This is a genomic window from Coprobacter secundus subsp. similis (assembly GCF_015097275.1).
In the GTDB taxonomy this organism is placed as follows: Bacteria; Bacteroidota; Bacteroidia; order Bacteroidales; family Coprobacteraceae; genus Coprobacter; species Coprobacter secundus.
In genome coordinates this window covers 686,846-704,777 of record NZ_AP023322.1, presented here as the reverse complement: position 1 = coordinate 704,777, position 17,932 = coordinate 686,846, and the positions used below count along the sequence as shown (strand labels likewise).

At 37.4% G+C, this 17,932-nt stretch carries 14 protein-coding genes; 8 read left to right on the top strand and 6 right to left on the bottom strand.

Annotated elements, in window-relative coordinates:
• Window positions 1-135 precede the first annotated feature (135 nt).
• Window positions 136-2,061, top strand: coding sequence for an NAD(+) synthase (locus Cop2CBH44_RS02600; RefSeq protein ID WP_021930502.1), 1,926 nt, complete (start codon window positions 136-138; stop codon window positions 2,059-2,061).
• A 105-nt stretch (window positions 2,062-2,166) separates the two neighbouring features.
• Here Cop2CBH44_RS02600 and Cop2CBH44_RS02595 read toward each other — a convergent pair whose 3' ends face one another.
• The 4 genes from Cop2CBH44_RS02595 to Cop2CBH44_RS02580 all read right to left on the bottom strand — a co-directional run bounded on the left by Cop2CBH44_RS02595 (window position 2,167) and on the right by Cop2CBH44_RS02580 (window position 4,533).
• Window positions 2,167-2,499, bottom strand: a complete 333-nt coding sequence (locus tag Cop2CBH44_RS02595; RefSeq protein ID WP_021930501.1) for a hypothetical protein — start codon at window positions 2,497-2,499, stop codon at window positions 2,167-2,169.
• 129 nt (window positions 2,500-2,628) lie between these two features.
• Window positions 2,629-3,291, bottom strand: a complete 663-nt coding sequence (locus Cop2CBH44_RS02590; protein WP_200755500.1) for an OmpA family protein — start codon at window positions 3,289-3,291, stop codon at window positions 2,629-2,631.
• Between the two features lie 190 nt (window positions 3,292-3,481).
• A complete protein-coding gene (locus Cop2CBH44_RS02585; protein WP_021930499.1) occupies window positions 3,482-3,808 on the bottom strand; it encodes a hypothetical protein in 327 nt (108 codons plus the stop codon).
• A 101-nt stretch (window positions 3,809-3,909) separates the two neighbouring features.
• Window positions 3,910-4,533, bottom strand: coding sequence for a hypothetical protein (locus Cop2CBH44_RS02580; RefSeq protein WP_021930498.1), 624 nt, complete (start codon window positions 4,531-4,533; stop codon window positions 3,910-3,912).
• A 285-nt stretch (window positions 4,534-4,818) separates the two neighbouring features.
• On the opposite strand from Cop2CBH44_RS02580, the gene Cop2CBH44_RS02575 reads away from it, so the two are divergent.
• The 4 genes from Cop2CBH44_RS02575 (at window position 4,819) to creD (ending at window position 10,276) form a co-directional block, all read left to right on the top strand.
• A complete protein-coding gene (locus tag Cop2CBH44_RS02575; RefSeq protein ID WP_021930497.1) occupies window positions 4,819-7,392 on the top strand; it encodes a zinc-dependent metalloprotease in 2,574 nt (857 codons plus the stop codon).
• Between the two features lie 375 nt (window positions 7,393-7,767).
• A complete protein-coding gene (locus tag Cop2CBH44_RS02570) occupies window positions 7,768-8,391 on the top strand; it encodes a hypothetical protein (RefSeq protein ID WP_055096293.1) in 624 nt (207 codons plus the stop codon).
• Window positions 8,388-8,690, top strand: coding sequence for a winged helix-turn-helix domain-containing protein (locus Cop2CBH44_RS02565; RefSeq protein ID WP_055096013.1), 303 nt, complete (start codon window positions 8,388-8,390; stop codon window positions 8,688-8,690). The genes Cop2CBH44_RS02570 and Cop2CBH44_RS02565 overlap by 4 nt, the downstream gene beginning before the upstream one ends.
• Before the next feature lie 239 nt (window positions 8,691-8,929).
• A complete protein-coding gene (gene creD / locus Cop2CBH44_RS02560; RefSeq protein ID WP_021930493.1) occupies window positions 8,930-10,276 on the top strand; it encodes a cell envelope integrity protein CreD in 1,347 nt (448 codons plus the stop codon).
• 107 nt (window positions 10,277-10,383) lie between these two features.
• On the opposite strand, the gene clpB is transcribed toward creD, so the two are convergent.
• On the bottom strand, window positions 10,384-12,972 hold the full coding sequence (clpB, locus tag Cop2CBH44_RS02555) for an ATP-dependent chaperone ClpB (protein ID WP_055096016.1): 2,589 nt from the start codon (window positions 12,970-12,972) through the stop codon (window positions 10,384-10,386).
• 277 nt (window positions 12,973-13,249) lie between these two features.
• Entirely contained in the window at window positions 13,250-13,990 is a 741-nt protein-coding gene (locus tag Cop2CBH44_RS02550; protein WP_055096018.1) for a hypothetical protein, read from the bottom strand.
• Window positions 13,991-14,210: 220 nt separating this feature from the next.
• Here Cop2CBH44_RS02550 and tgt point away from each other — a divergent pair, with 220 nt between their 5' ends.
• From tgt to Cop2CBH44_RS02535, 3 genes are all read left to right on the top strand, one after another.
• Window positions 14,211-15,341 carry a tRNA guanosine(34) transglycosylase Tgt gene (gene tgt / locus Cop2CBH44_RS02545; protein ID WP_055096020.1) on the top strand — a complete coding sequence of 377 codons (1,131 nt, stop codon included), beginning with the start codon at window positions 14,211-14,213 and terminating at the stop codon, window positions 15,339-15,341.
• A 15-nt stretch (window positions 15,342-15,356) separates the two neighbouring features.
• A complete protein-coding gene (locus tag Cop2CBH44_RS02540) occupies window positions 15,357-16,427 on the top strand; it encodes an LptF/LptG family permease (protein WP_021929919.1) in 1,071 nt (356 codons plus the stop codon).
• A 102-nt stretch (window positions 16,428-16,529) separates the two neighbouring features.
• On the top strand, window positions 16,530-17,804 hold the full coding sequence (locus tag Cop2CBH44_RS02535; protein WP_021929920.1) for a replication-associated recombination protein A: 1,275 nt from the start codon (window positions 16,530-16,532) through the stop codon (window positions 17,802-17,804).
• The last annotated feature ends 128 nt before the right edge of the window (window positions 17,805-17,932 follow it).

The following is a 17,932-nucleotide window of genomic DNA, read 5'->3' as shown; positions in this document are numbered from 1 at the left end:
TCACAAAGGTACATAATCATAAAGCAAATGAAAAATTCATATGCAAAAACTCCGTTAAATTGTCGTTTTTTTGTTGGCAAATCATCAAAGCACAATCAAAATTAATACATTTGCATTCGTTATAAATATTGAAATATGGACTATGGATTCGTGAGGGCTGCTGCAGCCATACCTAATGTGAAAATAGCCGATTGTGTGTTTAATGTGGAACATACGGCTCAACTGATAAAAGAAGCCTCTTCAAAGGGAATACAAATAGTGGCTTTTCCTGAGTTGGGCATTACCGGTTATACTTGTGGAGACTTGTTCGGACAAAGATTATTATTAGAGGAGGCTGAGAACAATTTGGGTGATTTACTTGATATGACGTCTTCCCATTCTATTTTATGTGTCGTCGGAATGCCGGTGCAGGCCGATAATCAGTTGTTCAATGCGGCAATAGTCTTCCAACATGGGAAAATATTAGGGGTTGTTCCTAAATCATATTTGCCTAATTATAAAGAATTTTATGAAGAACGCTGGTTTGCCTCAGCCCATGATACAAATTGTAACGAAATATGCTTATGCGGCCAAGAGGCTCCTTTTGGAAACAAATTGCTTTTTAGAAGTGGTAGCCTTGTTATAGGGATAGAGTTGTGTGAAGATTTGTGGGTACCGATTCCTCCCAGTTCTGATTTGTGCTTAAACGGAGCGAATGTTATCATTAATTTATCGGCCAGTAATGAGCTGATAGGCAAACATGATTATTTGAAATCATTGATAAAACAACAGTCGGCCCGGTGTATGTCTGCATATGTATATTCTTCTGCAGGCTTTGGAGAATCATCTACTGATGTTGTATTCAGTGGAAACGGTATCATTGCCGAAAATGGAGAATTACTTGCCGAAAGTACGCGATTTTGTATGGATGAGCAGTTAATTTATACTGAGATAGACATAGAAAGATTACAGAATGACAGACGGCAGAATAGCAGTTATATGTCATGCAGGACCGGAAAGGATAATAATTACCGTACCGTAAAATTTGAACTACCGACTACGCAAGTCAATCTTCTTTCGAGAAAAATAGGTGCATATCCTTTTGTGCCGAGTGAAAATGAAAAATTGTCTTCGCGATGTGAGGAAATATTTAATATCCAAATTTCCGGTTTGGCAAAGAGAATCGTGCATACCCATACGCAATCGGCTGTAGTAGGAATATCCGGGGGATTGGATTCGACGCTGGCTTTATTGGTGTGTGTAAAGACTTTTGATAGATTGGGCATATCCAGAAAAAATATATATGGAATTACCATGCCCGGATTTGGAACAACCGATAGAACATATCGCAATGCCATAGGTTTGATGAAGTTTTTGGGTATTTCTGTTAGGGAAATTTCTATAAAAGATGCTTGTATGCAGCATTTTAAAGATATAGGACATGATGTTTCCGTACATGATATTACTTATGAAAATTCACAGGCGAGAGAAAGGACCCAAATACTGATGGACATAGCAAACCAGGTTAACGGGTTGGTTATCGGTACCGGAGACTTATCAGAACTGGCTTTGGGATGGGCTACGTATAATGGAGACCATATGTCTATGTATGGTGTCAACGGCAGTATTCCTAAGACTCTGGTTCGTTATTTGGTACGATGGGTAGCTCAAAATGAGACAAATGATGATACTCGTAAGACTTTGCTTGATATTGTGGATACTCCTATTAGTCCGGAATTGATACCAGCAGATGAGCATGGAAATATAAAGCAAAAAACAGAGGACCTTGTAGGGCCTTACGAACTTCATGATTTCTTTTTATATTATTTTCTCAGGTTTGGTTTTCGTCCGCGAAAGATATATTTTTTGGCTCTTCATGCTTTTAAAGGTAAGCATGATTCTGCAGTTATACAAAAGTGGCTATATACTTTTTTCAGGCGTTTTTTTAGCCAGCAATTCAAAAGGTCTTGTCTTCCAGATGGTCCAAAAGTCGGTTCGGTAAGTTTATCTCCTCGAGGGGATTGGCGTATGCCCAGCGATGCAAGCAGTGATTTATGGTTGACTGAATGTAAAAGTTTATAAAAAAATCCGGTAACCACCTATATTTAATGCGGTTACCGGATTTTTTTATATTGTTTGTCTTCGAGAGAATAAAGAAACAAATTCTTGTTTGATATTTGTACGATATCATTTTTTTTCGCAATCGCAATCTTTAAATTTCCGTTCTTCTTTTACAATTTCTTGTTTTATGAGTTTTGAATTTTGGAATGTGAAAGATGTGGTGACAATATACCAACTACCTTTATATAGTTCTTCTTTATATAATAATTTTTCTTCTTTCTGTCCGTTGTCGTTATAATTCATTTCTTGACTGAAAGGCAGGCCATATTTTGCTAAAAAATCTTGTTTACTTATACCCAGGCTTATAGCTGAAGTTACGAATTTACTTGCTTGCTTATTTGTATAGCAGCCGCCTAATAGGAAAAGACTTATATACCAGATAAATAATTGCCGTTTCATGTACAAGCCGATTATGTGAGTGTGAAAATGTATGTTTACAAAAGTTTGATTTATCAGTTTTTCATAAAACTTGTTTTTAGTTAGTTATATGGACTGATGAAATTTTATTACAGAGTTGCTGGCAATGTTTTATTCTTTAAAATTGATTTTATTTTTTTCTGCATCCCATATTAATTCTTCTCCCGGTACCAGATATATTTCTAACCGGCGGTTACGGTCACGATTTACTTCCGAAGTATTGGAATATAAGGGGTTCTTGCTGCCTTGAGCATAAGTGACTACGTATTCCGGAACAGCTCCGTATGCCAAAAGCCATTCTTTTACTGCTTCAGCTCTGATGCGGGTCAGATTTTCGGTATATGCTTGAGTTCCTGTATCATCTGAGTGGGCGACAATAAGGATATGATAATAATCGGGAATTTGGGTATATCGTATGAAAGGCCGGAGCATCAGGTTTGCCCTATTCCAGAGGGTTGTATCGTTGGGCTGAAACAGTTGGGACATGGGGATTACGACTTTTATGACTTCTCCGTTTCTCACTGTAGATACTTTTATTTGTTTTATCTTATACAACCGACGCATCTCCTGCAATACTGTTTTCCTTATTTGGGGCAAGGCTTTAGCCGAGATGGCAGGTACCATGCAATTTCCTTCTAAAGTGAAATTTTGTATGTTAGGATGTACATATACCGTATCTTTTTTGTTCCACCAGAAAATTTTTTTCCAAAAAGGAATTTTTTCACTTTTAACAACGGTAATGGGTGTGTTATCTTGGGAAAAAACCGATGTCATCGGAAATAAATATATACACCCGATTAGAGAAAACGATAATATAATCTTTCTTTTTATCATCAAATTTCAAACAATCATCTAAAAACCATAAAAACAAACACAGAAAAATAGTTATTGCAAGCAACCTTTTTTCTGTGTCAATATACTATCAAACTTTATATCGTTCTATGTATAGGGCACAATCAATTTATTATTCTTCGAACATCCCCAATGAATCACAATAGCCTAATTCCCCTTGAACCACGAATTGTATTTCGTCCGGTTCGAAATTAGTAAAGCCATTTCTTTTTGCATTTTTTATGACGTAATCAATAAGTTCGTCTTCGTCTATATTGACTTCGTCATCAGCTTCGTCATCCATGAAACCTTTCTCTTCATAATATTCATAAATCAGGTCGATGATATAATTAATATCGTCGTCAGAGAATTTTTCCTTTAATTCCTGTGGGAGATAATTTCGAATGAATTTCACAGAATCACCTTCGTCATAATCGAACAAATCATCTTGCTGGCTCATAATCTCATTAATTAGCGGTTTATTGGGTAAAAGTAAGAAACACGATTGAGTTTTGCAAGGGATGTTTCAAAAAAATAAGCTTCCGTGTCTGTCAACCATATTCAAAAGCGATATCGTAATCCGGCAGAGAATAGTCCGGTAGTCCCGAAGCCCAATTCTAAAAATCCGGCAAGAGACTTCCCTATTTCGATACCTACCGGGGAAACTTGCCATGCCAAATATGCATTTTTACTGTGGTAATCCCCTACTCCCGTAAAGTATTCTTCTTTGTCGAAAGATAATACTAGCCCAATTCCTATCCGAGTATACATTGTAACCAAGGGCTTATTGAACCAATTGAACTTGAACATCGGCATGATAGTATGGAAAGAAGTCCGAGATTTACCTATTTGTAAATTGTCAGAATAGATGTCTTCTTTCATTCCTGAATAGGAATATATGGCTCCGAAAGCAACTCTTGAGTTTATCCGATAATTATACATCAGATTCAGTGCACCCCAGCTGGTACTGTTTCGCGAACGGGTTTGTGCACCTTCGATTGCACCAGTAATTGCATCTGAAAATAAATCGGTAAACGTATCCATCCAGCCGGTTATAGGTAGAATACCATAACTAATTGAAACTTCATGGCGTTTGTGAGCATAAGATGATTCGGCAAATGATGCCGAAAAAAGCGGTATGGTCAAAAAATTGGCTATAAATATTAAAATATATTTTTTCATCATATTTCTTTATTTTCATAGTAATAACCATGTTATAGAAACATTTGTTTTTAACGATGTGAAGAATATTTTCCGGAAATGTTTCAGACTTTCAGATAACTACTCCTTTTCCTGTTTGTCTGATTGAATGTTGTCCTCTTCATAAAAAGGAAGATTATAGCCCGAAGAGATTTCCTAAGATAATTACGGGAAAAATATAAATAGGGCCTAAAAGTCCCTAATATTTTTGGTTATTAGTCAGGTTCTATATACATTTACACCTCCGAAAAACAAACTGAAATATATTATATGAAAAGAAGAACCTTAGTTCTTGCATTGGTAGCGGCCGTTACATTAAGCGGGATGACGCCTAATGTTTATGCAAGAAAAAACAAGAAGAGTAAGAAGAGTGAACAGGTAGCCAAAAAGGATACTACCGCTAAGGAATCAAAGTATGACAAACTGATTAAAGGGGCTAAGACTCAAAAGGGGCTATTTACAACTCATGTCAATAAGGATAATGTGTTGTATGTGGAAATACCTGATTCAATTATGGAACGTACTTTTTTGATTTCTAATCGGCTGGCTTCTACCAGTAACAGTTCGTACTATGTAGCAGGCCAGATGATTACGAAACCGTTTATGGTAAGGTTCAGTAAGAATAACCAAAGTGTATTTATGCATTTGGTACAGAACAGTAATGTCGTAGATAAGAATGATCCTATTGCTGCATCTTTTGAGAAAAACTTTACAGACCCGGTGTTGAAAGCTTTCAAAATTGAGACTACTCATGGAAAAAGTGTTGTCATAAATATGACGGATTTTTTCAAGGGTAATGAGAAAGCCATTACTCCTATGCCTGTATCATTGTCCCGTTCTGCACCAAAAGGGACATATGACGGAAGTGCATCCTATATAAAGGAGGTAAAAGCATTCCCTCAGAATGTAGAAATACGTTCGGTAATGAATTTCAATTCGGATAAAGGCCCGTATACTTTCACTATGCATCGTTCTATCGTATTGTTGCCGGAGACACCGATGCAACCACGTTTACAGGACAATCGTGTGGGATATTTCTCAAGCAGTAAAAATATATATACAAGTAATGCCGATAAAATTGACAAAGAAACATATATACATCGTTGGAGACTTGAGCCGAAAGATAAGGATGCTTATCTCAGAGGTGAATTGGTAGAGCCGGTAAAACCTATTGTATTCTATGTGGATTCGGCGTTTCCTGATAAATGGCGCGATATTATTCGTCAAGGAGTGGAGGACTGGCAAAAGGCATTCGAAGCTGCCGGATTTAAAAATGCTATTATAGCTAAAGATTATCCTAAAAATGATCCTAATTTTGACCCGGATGATATGCGCTATAGTTGTATAAAATATGCAACTACAAGTGTTGCTAATGCTATGGGACCAAGTTATGTTGACCCTCGTAGCGGTGAAATTCTGACAGCTGATGTTATCTGGTATCATAATGTAATATCGTTGTTGCACAACTGGCGTCTGGTACAGACAGGCGCTGTAGACCCTCGTGTACGAAAAGCCGTATTTGACGATGATGTCATGCGCGAATCTCTCCGTTATGTAGCATCGCACGAGATAGGGCATACTATCGGCCTTATGCATAATATGGGTGCCAGTTATGCCTTTCCTGTAGATTCTCTTCGTAGTGCATCATTTACGCAAAAATATGGGACAACTCCCAGTATTATGGATTATGCCCGCAATAACTTTATCGCACAACCTGGTGATTATGAAAAAGGTGTGCGTTTGATACCTCCTATTTTGGGTGTATATGATATATATGCAATCAACTGGGGATATCGCCTTATTCCTGGTGTGAAATCTCCGAAAGAAGAAAAAGCTACTCTAAACAAATGGATTGCAGAAAAAAGCAATGACCCGATGTTTGAATTTGGGGCACAACAGTATCCTATGACTTTCGACCCGACCGACCAAACGGAAGATTTGGGCAATGACCATTTAAAAGCGGGCGATTTGGCTATCAGCAATTTGAAGTATATCATGAATAATTTTGAAAAATGGTATTATAATGAAGGTGATACATATGATGATGTCATCGATGTATACAAATCTATATTATCTCAATATGCCCGTCATTTACGCCATGCCTATCCTTATTTGGGTGGGTTCATATTCAAAGAAGTACGTCAGGGAGATGACCAGTATGCTGTAAGCTATGTAAGTAAAGCTGAGCAGAAAAAAGCGATGAAATGGATTCTAAATCAGGCAAGGACTTGTGAATCATGGATAGCTCCTACCGACCTTTTACGCAAGATAGATGCCAGTTACGGTATGACGGCCGGAGTCCTTGTAAAATCAGTAGCTTCTGCCTTACTCAACTCAGGAACATTGTATCGTATACAGGAAGCTAGTTTGGCAGATCCCAAAAACAACTATACATTGAATAGCTATATGGATGATGCCATTGCAGAACTATTTAAAGCAACGTACCAAAATAAGGCTTTGGATTTGGTAGAGAAAGATATACAGGCTAATGCTGTTGCTCTGATGATAAAAGCCAGTGGTCTGAAAGCTTCTGAACCTATTAAGGTTAGAGCATTAGAGGCTGAAAAAGCATATGAGTCGGTTATTCACGAAACTGCATCAGCTACCCTACCCTGTAGTCTTGAGAAATGTGAACACAACGATATGGACAATAATGAAGAGTCGTTTACCCGTATTCTCCTCGGACCGGGGTTGAATCAAACTTATTTAGCTCCTTTAATGGCTGGAAGTCTGAAAAAAATATCGGCTTTGTACAAACAACACAGAGCGGCTACCAGTGATGCTGCTACTCGTGATTTTTATGACTACCAGATTATAACTATCGATAATCTTTTCAAAAAATAATCACGATATTTTTATTATATAAAGAGAGGTTATTCATGATTTGGATAACCTCTCTTTGTATTTTATTAGTTATGAATCTCAATAATTTATTCAAATAATTGTCGAGACAAATATTTAAAGTCAGTTTAAATTTTTCAGTAGAAGGTTCATAAAGCTGATTCAAAAGTTAAACAGATTCTTATATTTGATTATAGAAAGTAATAGAATGGTTGCAGGCTGGGCTTGATGTTAATGATGTTTATTTCTGCTCTTACATTCTGCGGATTTTTGTATATGCCCTATCCGCTCTTTTATTTATATATGATATAAAAATAGGTCTACATGTTTGTTTTTCCAAAATATAAAATTAACTTTGCAAAACAAAGTACTTTAATTATGAAAGAAATAGAGGTTTATAATACTTTGAATGAGATAAAAGATTTGATGGAGAAATCATCTAAATTTTTATCATTGAGTGGTTTGTCTGCTATATTGGTCGGTATATATGCTCTGATAGGAGCTGGTATAGCCTATTATATAATCGGTTGTCAAAATGCAAGTTATCCACTTTACAATAACTCATTAGGCGAAGTTGGCGGTATTGTCATTTTGGCTTTGATATTATTGGGTATTTCTTTACTCACTGTATTTGCTTTTTCATGGCAAAAAGCAAAAAGAAACGAACAAAAACTCTATTTTGACAGTATTTCTAAACGGTTGTTGGTCAATTTTTTCATACCTCTATTAGCCGGTGGAATATTGTGCTTTGCCCTGATTATGCAACATCATTATGGGCTTACTTCCTGTATCATGTTGATATTTTATGGTATGGCTTTAATAAATGGTTCGAAGTATACATATTCAAATACTCGTTATCTAGGATATGCTGAATTGTCATTGGGATTAATCGACAGTTTTACGGTGGGATACGGACTTTTGTTTTGGACTATAGGTTTCGGTTTGTTTCATATTGTATATGGGATTTTCTTTTACTTGAAATACGATTGTAAAAGGCAATGAAATACAATCTTGAACATATAAACAAAGCTTTTGAAAGTAAAGTCAGATTGGGCATTATGTCTATTTTGGCTGTTAACGAATCGGCCGATTTCACGACAATAAAAAATTTATTGAACTTGACCGATGGAAATTTGGCCAGCCATACTCGAAGTTTGGAGGAATTGGGATATATATGTAGTAGTAAACAATTTATCGGACGCAAACCGAATACTCAATTTTCGATTACTCCGGAAGGTCGGAAAGCCTTTGCTGAGCATATCCGCGCATTAGAAGATTTTTTGAAAAATCAAAAGTTATAAGAGCCTGTCTAAGGAATGTTATCAGGACATTTTTATGTTTTCTTTTGGTTTTTTCCCGCTTTCACTCGTCAGATAGCCCGCTTCCTCTTTATGAAAACGGAAAAACATCCTCGAAAGGGATTCCTAAATCTGACCCGAGTAAAATTTAGACAAGTTCCAAGAGGTGCAGGACAAATTTTTTTACTTATATACTTTGAAATACAAAGTACTTTTAAATTTATATATAAAATTCAGAAATTATGGAAGAACCCAAATTGTCAGAAAGTAAAGAAAAGAAGTTTATAAATAATAAACTTGCTTTGAAAATTTTATTTATCGGTTTCCTAATTGTCTTATTGTTGATTCCGATAAGCATGATTGAAAATCTTATTTCCGAAAGGTCGGATACTGCCAGTAAAGCCATGAATGAAGTCGAGGAAAAATGGAGCCGTTCACAGCAAGTTACCGGTCCTTTTCTGATTATACCCTATCAGGTTATTTATGAAAATGATAAAAAAATGGTAGAAAGAGATATTCGATATCTCTATATTCTACCTGAAAGTCTACAGATTAACGGAAATGTGAAGACAGAAGAACTTAAAAGAGGCTTATATGATATTATTGTTTATCATACACCTCTTAATTTTACAGGGAAATTTAGTTTTGCATCTTTGTCCGAAGAGAATATATCTGCCCAAGATATGTTGCTGTCGGAAGCACGGCTTGTAATAGGTATAACAGACTTGCATGGTATACCACAGCAAGTTCAAGGTTCTTGGAATAAAAAAAATTTGGCATTCAATCCCGGAGTCAATAATGTGCTGACTTCGTCGGGAATTTCATCTCCTGTGCAGTTGAGTTTAGAGGAACTTTCAGAGGATATTTCTTTTTCTATATCTATGAATATAAAAGGTTCGGAATCTATCACTTTTGCGCCATTGGGGAAAACTACTCATGTGACATTGGAGTCGGATTGTATAACTCCGAGTTTCTGTGGTGCTTTCTTGCCGGAAAAGAGAGAGATTTCAGAATCTGGATTTTCTGCTGATTGGACAGTGCTGCATCTCAATCGCAATTATCCTCAAATCTTCAGAGACGGGACATGGAGTGAGAGCATTCAAAATTCTATTTTCGGAGTTAATTTGCTGTTGCCTGTAGACCAATATCAAAAATCTATGAGGTCGGTAAAATATGCATTCTTGATTATTATATTATCATTTGTCGTTTGTTTTTTTACTGAGATTATGCACAGAAGGAATATCAATCCTATACAATATCTTCTTATCGGGCTGGCTCTTTGTCTTTTCTATACACTTCTAATCGCTATATCGGAACATCTCAATTTCTCGCTTTCGTATGCTTTGGCCTCATTAATGACTATTGCACTTCTGACATTGTATTTAGGTGGTATATTGAAAATATGGAAGACAGCTATTACAATAGGAGCTTTGTTATCTCTTCTCTACATTTATATTTTTATTCTTATACAAATGGAAATTTACGCTTTACTCGTAGGCAGTATCGGACTGTTTATCATTCTTGCCATTATCATGTATTGTTCTCAAAAAATAAACTGGGATGAACCGAAAATAAAAAATCGAGAATAACAGTACATTTGAGACATAAATAGTTATCATAAAAAAACGTATATAGATTACAATGTCTATATACGTTTTTTATTTTAGAGCAATTATCAATTATAAGTTGTTTAGCATCAATTTTTGAATATCAAGCCATTACCATCAGAATCGATAATAATCGGTTTACTCTTGTTTACCTTTTGAGCCAACAGGTCTTTCGACAACTGGTTCAAAATGTAGCGGTGAATTACCCTTTTTACAGGACGAGCTCCGAATTGAGGGTCATAACCTTCTTTTGAAATAAACTCAAGCCCTGCCGGTGTTATATCTAATTCCACGCCATTGTTTTTCAATAATTTCTGTACTGATTTTATCTGTAACATGACTATCTCCTGGATTTCTTTTTCATTTAACGGTGTAAACATAATCGTTTCGTCAATACGATTTAGAAATTCGGGACGTATGGTTTGCTTTAATAAATCGAGAACTTCAATTTTCGTTTTCTCTGTAATTTCTTCCCGATTTTCCGGAGTCATTTTTTCGAAATTCTCGCGAATCAAAGCAGAGCCCATATTAGAGGTCATGATGATAATCGTATTCTTGAAGTTAACTAATCTTCCTTTATTATCGGTAAGACGCCCGTCATCCAAAACTTGCAATAATATGTTGAAAATATCGGGATGAGCTTTCTCTATTTCATCGAATAACACTACCGAATATGGTTTACGCCTGATGGCTTCGGTCAGTTGCCCTCCTTCTTCATATCCAACGTATCCGGGAGGCGAACCTATAAGACGAGTTACACTAAATTTGTCTTGATATTCACTCATATCGATACGAGTCATCATATTTTCATCGTCGAACAAGTATTCGGCCAGTGCTTTTGCCAATTCGGTTTTACCGACACCTGTGGTCCCCAAAAAGATAAATGAGCCGATAGGTTTACGAGGATCGCTAAGTCCTGCACGGCTACGACGTACAGCATCAGAGACAGCTTGAATGGCTTCGTCCTGCCCTACTACTCTTTTGTGGAGTTCTTCTTCCAAGTGCAGGAGTTTTTCTTTCTCACTCTGCATCATCTTATTGACGGGAATACCTGTCCAACGAGAAACGACATCGGCGATATCTTCGGCATCGACCTCTTCCTTTATCATTGCTGCACCGCCTTGTTGCTTATGGAGTTGTTCTTGTATCGATTTTATCTCGTTTTCTTTGGCTGTAATCTTGGCATAGCGTATCTCTGCTACTTTGCCATAATCTCCTTCTCGTTCAGCTCTGTCGGCTTCGAACTTAAGATTTTCTATATCGATTTTATTTTGCTGTATTTTATTGAGCAATTCTTTCTCAGCCTGCCATTGTGCTTTATATTTCTTCTCTTCTTCTCTTAGATTGGCAATTTCTTCTTCGAGTTGTTTCAACTTTGCAGTATCATTTTCTCTCTTAATTGCTTCACGTTCGATTTCGAGTTGCTTGATACGACGGCTTATCTCATCCAAATCTTCCGGTACAGAATCGACTTCGAGCCTTAATTTGGCAGCAGCCTCATCCATCAGGTCTATAGCCTTATCGGGTAAGAACCGGTCAGTTATGTATCTTTCCGATAATTGTACGGCTGCAATAATAGCATCATCTTTGATACGTACTTTATGATGGTTTTCATATCGTTCTTTCAGACCACGCAAAATTGAGATTGTACTTAATTCGTCCGGTTCGTCTACCATGACAATCTGAAAACGACGTTCGAGGGCCTTGTCTTTTTCAAAATATTTTTGGTACTCGTCCAAAGTCGTTGCTCCTATAGAACGTAATTCTCCTCTGGCTAAAGCAGGTTTCAAGATGTTAGCTGCATCCATAGCACCCTCACCTTTACCGGCTCCTACGAGTGTATGTATCTCATCAATAAATAATATTATTTCACCTTCAGCTTGTGTCACTTCATTGACAACGGCTTTCAGCCGCTCTTCGAATTCTCCTTTATATTTTGCTCCGGCTACCAATGCACCCATATCCAAAGAATAGATTTGCTTACTCTTCAAATTTTCCGGTACATCTCCGCGGACAATACGATGTGCCAGTCCTTCGGCAATAGCTGTTTTACCTGTACCAGGTTCTCCTATCAGAATAGGATTGTTCTTGGTTCGACGACTCAGAATCTGTAATACCCTACGTATTTCATCGTCACGACCGATAACAGGGTCAAGTTTTCCCGAACGGGCTCTTTCGTTCAGGTTTATCGCATATTTACTTAATGCATTATAGGTATCTTCTGCCGAGGCATCGTTTACTTTCTTGCCTTTTCGTAATTCATCGATAGCCGCTCCCAATTCTTTTTCTGCAATTCCTGCATCTTTCATGAAAGTAGAAGCTGAACTTTTTACTTGTAGCAAAGCCATCAGAATTGATTCCAATGCTACAAACTGGTCGCCCATCTTGGAAGAATAGTCAACTGCCTTTTGCAAAACGTCGTTTGATTCTCTACTTAAGTAAGGTTCACCGCCACTTACCTTTGGCAGCATCTCAATTTCCCGGTTTATCGCATTATTTAATATACCGGTGTTGACCCCTAATTTTTGAAAGATATAGTTGACGACGGTTTCACCTACATCAAGTACTCCTTTCAGTAAATGCACAGGCTCTATGGACTGCTGGTTATGAGCAGAGGTAATCTGTACTGCTTTCTGTACCGCTTCCTGTGATTTAATTGTAAAATTGTTAAAATTCATATCTTGTTTACTCCTTTCTCTTTATTATACCTTGCATGTTTCCATACAGTATTTTTTATTGTTCTGTTTTAAAAATACCAAAGAAAATGCCAATGTGTAAATAAGACAAAACGTCTGTAAATGAATGACTTAATATGACAAATTGACGTATTGAAAAGAATAGAGAATGTTCTTTATTATATATAAAGGTCTCATATAGAATCAATTTCTTATACTGTCATTTTGTCTTTTTTTCAATTTTCTAAAACAGTAATTGTCTGAAAAGAAAACAATGATATTATTTGATTTGTTCAATCTTTAGGGTATCTGTGTGCAATGAGTCTTTTTTTACAAGAAACACTGTATCTTTACGTAAGGTTATACCTAGGGAATCTTGTATCTGAACCGATACAAATGCCTGTAACACTTTATCTGCGTCTAATTCTGTTTCATTTTTTAAGAAACCCGATTGCAATGTAGAGGTCTGTGATTTTTCGGGTAACCGATTTAGTTCGGCAATGACGGCCCATGTTTTTTCTTGTTGCTTCTCTCGCTTATAATTTCTTATCAACTCAACCGGGTCAAGGGTCCCGGAAAAAGATGCGACACGTATCATCGGGCCATTCGGAGTCACCGGGGTTCCGTATCCTGCTGATTTCAGCCATTTGTTTACCTGTTTTGCCACATTAGCGTAAGCCCTGTCTATCATAAATATCTGGGAAACTGCTGCATCTGGGGTAGTAGCCATATGACGAAGCATGGCACGTTTCATTGTTTCAGACGGATTGGCCGGGAAAATTCTTGGTTTGGTAATATATTGTTTAAAATCAATCGGTTGTATATACGTATCAATAGAAAGTGATTTCAAATCGTTTGCTTTCAAGGCTTCTTTTATTTTTGCTCCAGGCAACGGGATAGTCAGCGTCTTGCCATCGAATGTCATGGATTGCACATCGTTGTTTGCTTTTTGTGCTGATATTGTCAACGGAAGAGCAATCAATATCGGGACTATAAATTTATAAATTACCTGCTTATTCATTTATTTACGTATTTTACGTATAACAAAGATATTGTTTTATAATGTATTATCGTATTTTACAATCAAAATTAACTAAACAAAACAATAAAAAACAGAATGGAATATATGTAAAAATGTTTATTTATTTCTTAGTAATTATGCACTGTTAAAGAATCAGAGCAAAAAGATGCATGAACTCTTTTGAAAAAGAACTATATTTGCAACAAATTTGAACGTACGAATGGATTTTACTTTAGAATATACCGACGCTAACAGTGACGCCAGAGCCGGAACTATTACGACAGATCATGGGATTATCACGACTCCTATTTTTATGCCTGTAGGTACTGTTGCCTCGGTCAAAGCGGTACATCTGCATGAATTGAAAGATGACATTAAAGCCCAGATTATACTGGGAAATACTTATCATTTATATTTGCGTCCAGGACTTGATATTTTGGAGAAAGCCGGGGGACTACACAAGTTCAATGGCTGGGACCGTCCAATACTTACTGACAGTGGCGGATTTCAGGTATTTTCGTTATCAGACAACCGCAAGTTAACAGAGGAAGGTGCATATTTCCGTTCACATATAGATGGTTCGAAACATTTGTTTACTCCTGAAAACGTTGTCGATACGCAACGTATTATCGGTTCGGATATAATGATGGCCCTTGATGAGTGTACTCCGGGGCAAGCAGACTATCAGTATGCAAAAAAATCTCTGGCACTGACGCAACGTTGGTTGGAACGGGGGTGGAAGCATTTTTGTGAGACGGAGGGCCTATATGGATATCGGCAAACATTTTTCCCAATAGTACAAGGATGCGTGTATCCAGACTTACGCCGTGATGCGGCCATGCATGTCGCTCAATTAGGGGCTGATGGAAATGCTATCGGGGGATTGGCTGTGGGAGAGCCGACTGAGAAAATGTATGAAATGATAGAAGTTGTCAATGAAATTTTGCCGAAAGACAAGCCTCGTTATTTGATGGGGGTCGGGACTCCGGCTAATATACTTGAAGGGATAGAACGGGGAGTAGATATGTTTGACTGCGTAATGCCTACCCGTAACGGTCGTAATGGAATGTTATTTACCCGAAATGGTATCATGAATATGCGAAATAAGAAGTGGGCCGATGACTTCTCTCCTATAGATGAAGATGGTACTTCTTATGTAGACCGACAGTATTCTAAGGCCTATTTGCGTCATCTTTTCATCAGTGATGAAATATTGGCCATGCAAATAGCTTCGATACATAATCTCGCATTTTATGTATGGCTTACCCAAGAAGCTCGTCGGCAAATTATTTCAGGAACTTTTAAGTCCTGGAAAAAAGACATGGTACAAAGAGTAACTCACCGTTTATAATCGCTCCGAAAAGCAATGTTGAAAAAGATAGATTTCTATATCATCAAAAAATTTCTCGGTACATATTTCTTCGCTATTGCGTTGATTATATCTATTGCTGTCGTTTTTGATATAAACGAGAAACTCGATAAATTTCTGAATGCCCCGATGAAGGCAATTGTTATAGATTACTATCTGAACTTCATTCCGTATTTTGCCAATTTGTTCAGTCCATTGTTCACCTTCATCGCTGTCATATTTTTTACGTCCAAACTTGCCGATAATTCCGAAATCATAGCTATGTTATCGAGTGGAATCAGCTTTAAAAGACTTATGGTTCCTTACATGATTTCTGCGGCTATTATTGCCGGAGTTACGTTTTATCTGAACAGTTTTGTCATACCTCCGGCTAATGCAACACGTATAGAATTCCAAAATAAATATGTCAAAAATAAACGGGTCGACTATGCTAGTAATATACAACTGCAAGTAGAACCAGGAGTTATTGCGTATCTGAGTCGTTTTGACAACAGTACGAAAACCGGATATCGTTTTTCCTTGGATAAGTTTGAAGGAAAGTTGTTGAAATCGAGGTTGACTGCACAATCGGTTACTTATGACTCGGCTTATCACTGGGTTATAAAGGATTATATGATAAGAGATTTTAATGGTTTGCGGGAGACCCTCCGTTCGGGCAACCAATTGGACTCGATTATCAGTATAGAGCCGTCGGATTTTCTTATATCCCGATATGACAGCGAAATTATGACAACGAAAGAACTTCGTACTTATATAGATAAACAGAAAGAACGAGGTGTTGCCAATATAAAAGATTTTGAGATAGAATATGAGCGTCGGTTTGCGATGACGGCGGCTTCATTCATACTGACTACTATCGGAATGTCGCTGGCTTCCCGGAAAGTCAAGGGAGGTATGGGTATTAACATCGGTATAGGATTGCTATTGAGTTTTTCTTATATATTATTTACCACAGTATCGTCTACTTTTGCTGTCAGTGGAGCGATGTCGCCCCGATTGGCCATGTGGCTTCCCAATATTATATATACGGTAATCGCAGTATTCCTATATTTCAAGGCTCCTAAATAATTCGAAAAAAAGAATAATCGGGATGATTATCGTTATTTAATCGAAAAAGGAATTTCGAAGCAAATAAAATTTATGTATTTTTGTTAGAAAAGAAATCGTGAAATGCTTCAACCATTAGCAGAGAGATTACGGCCCAAGACATTAGATGAATATATCGGACAAGAGCACCTTGTGGGCAAAGGTGCCGTATTGCGTCGCATGATAGATGCGGGACAGGTATCGTCTTTTATTCTTTGGGGACCTCCCGGAGTGGGGAAAACTACATTGGCCAAAATCATATCGAATCAGCTTGATGCACCCTTTTATACTTTGAGTGCTATACACTCAGGAGTAAAGGATGTGCGGGATGTATTGGATAAGTGCCGAAATAATCGAATGTTTCAGAAAGGACGTCCGATTTTATTTATCGATGAAATACACCGGTTCAATAAATCTCAACAGGATTCTTTGTTAGGTGCCGTAGAGAACGGAACAGTGACTCTCATCGGAGCTACGACAGAGAATCCGTCTTTTGAGGTCATACGACCATTGCTGTCTCGTTGTCAAGTATATGTTCTCAAGTCGTTGACTGCCAAAAATCTGGAAAAATTATTGGATAGAGCTATCCATGAAGATAGTGTACTTAAGGAAAAAGATATAGAAATTCAGGAAACAGATGCTTTATTCCGGTTTTCAGGAGGTGATGCCCGTAAATTATTAAATATTATCGATTTGATTGTAAACTCGGATGATAGTAAAAAAATCATATTTAATGATGCTGTCGTGACTGACCGTTTGCAAGAAAATCCGGCTGCTTATGACAAAGGTGGAGAAATGCATTATGACATAATATCGGCTTTTATAAAATCGATACGGGGAAGTGATCCTGACGGAGCTATTTACTGGTTGGCCCGAATGGTAGCCGGAGGTGAAGACCCTAAATTTATCGCCCGCCGGTTGGTTATATCAGCAGCAGAAGACATTGGATTGGCCAATCCCAATGCTTTATTACTTGCTAATGCTTGTTTTGATGCTATCCAGAATATAGGATGGCCCGAAGGACGTATCATTCTGGCAGAGGCTACCATATATCTGGCCAGCAGTCCTAAAAGTAATTCAGCATATAAGGCCATCGGAGATGCTCTTCAGTTAGTAGAGCAGACGGGAAATTTGCCGGTACCCCTTCATTTGAGAAATGCTCCAACTTCTTTGATGAAAGAATTGGATTATGGCAAGGATTACAAGTATGCTCATGACTATGAGAATAATTTTGTAAAACAACAGTTTCTTCCTGACCAGTTGAATGGTAAATCGATATGGCATGCACAATCCAATCCTGCAGAAAGTAAATTGAAGGAACATCTAAAACATTTATGGGGCGACCGGTATAATAAATAGAAAAACTTTTGCAGCTGCCCTTAGAGCCAGCCTAACCTTTTCCAATAAAAAAATTATCCGGACATTTTGTGTGTTCTTTCGGTCTTTTTCCTTGTTTTTCCTCGTCAGATAGCCTGCTTCCTCCTTAT

Coding starts and splice junctions, on each gene's coding strand:
- Cop2CBH44_RS02600 (WP_021930502.1), top strand. CDS start 136: ATGGACTATGGATTCGTGAGGGCTGCTGCAGCCATACCTAATGTGAAA.
- Cop2CBH44_RS02595 (WP_021930501.1), bottom strand. CDS start 2,499: ATGAAACGGCAATTATTTATCTGGTATATAAGTCTTTTCCTATTAGGC.
- Cop2CBH44_RS02590 (WP_200755500.1), bottom strand. CDS start 3,291: ATGACATCGGTTTTTTCCCAAGATAACACACCCATTACCGTTGTTAAA.
- Cop2CBH44_RS02585 (WP_021930499.1), bottom strand. CDS start 3,808: ATGAGCCAGCAAGATGATTTGTTCGATTATGACGAAGGTGATTCTGTG.
- Cop2CBH44_RS02580 (WP_021930498.1), bottom strand. CDS start 4,533: ATGATGAAAAAATATATTTTAATATTTATAGCCAATTTTTTGACCATA.
- Cop2CBH44_RS02575 (WP_021930497.1), top strand. CDS start 4,819: ATGAAAAGAAGAACCTTAGTTCTTGCATTGGTAGCGGCCGTTACATTA.
- Cop2CBH44_RS02570 (WP_055096293.1), top strand. CDS start 7,768: ATGAAAGAAATAGAGGTTTATAATACTTTGAATGAGATAAAAGATTTG.
- Cop2CBH44_RS02565 (WP_055096013.1), top strand. CDS start 8,388: ATGAAATACAATCTTGAACATATAAACAAAGCTTTTGAAAGTAAAGTC.
- creD (WP_021930493.1), top strand. CDS start 8,930: ATGGAAGAACCCAAATTGTCAGAAAGTAAAGAAAAGAAGTTTATAAAT.
- clpB (WP_055096016.1), bottom strand. CDS start 12,972: ATGAATTTTAACAATTTTACAATTAAATCACAGGAAGCGGTACAGAAA.
- Cop2CBH44_RS02550 (WP_055096018.1), bottom strand. CDS start 13,990: ATGAATAAGCAGGTAATTTATAAATTTATAGTCCCGATATTGATTGCT.
- tgt (WP_055096020.1), top strand. CDS start 14,211: ATGGATTTTACTTTAGAATATACCGACGCTAACAGTGACGCCAGAGCC.
- Cop2CBH44_RS02540 (WP_021929919.1), top strand. CDS start 15,357: ATGTTGAAAAAGATAGATTTCTATATCATCAAAAAATTTCTCGGTACA.
- Cop2CBH44_RS02535 (WP_021929920.1), top strand. CDS start 16,530: ATGCTTCAACCATTAGCAGAGAGATTACGGCCCAAGACATTAGATGAA.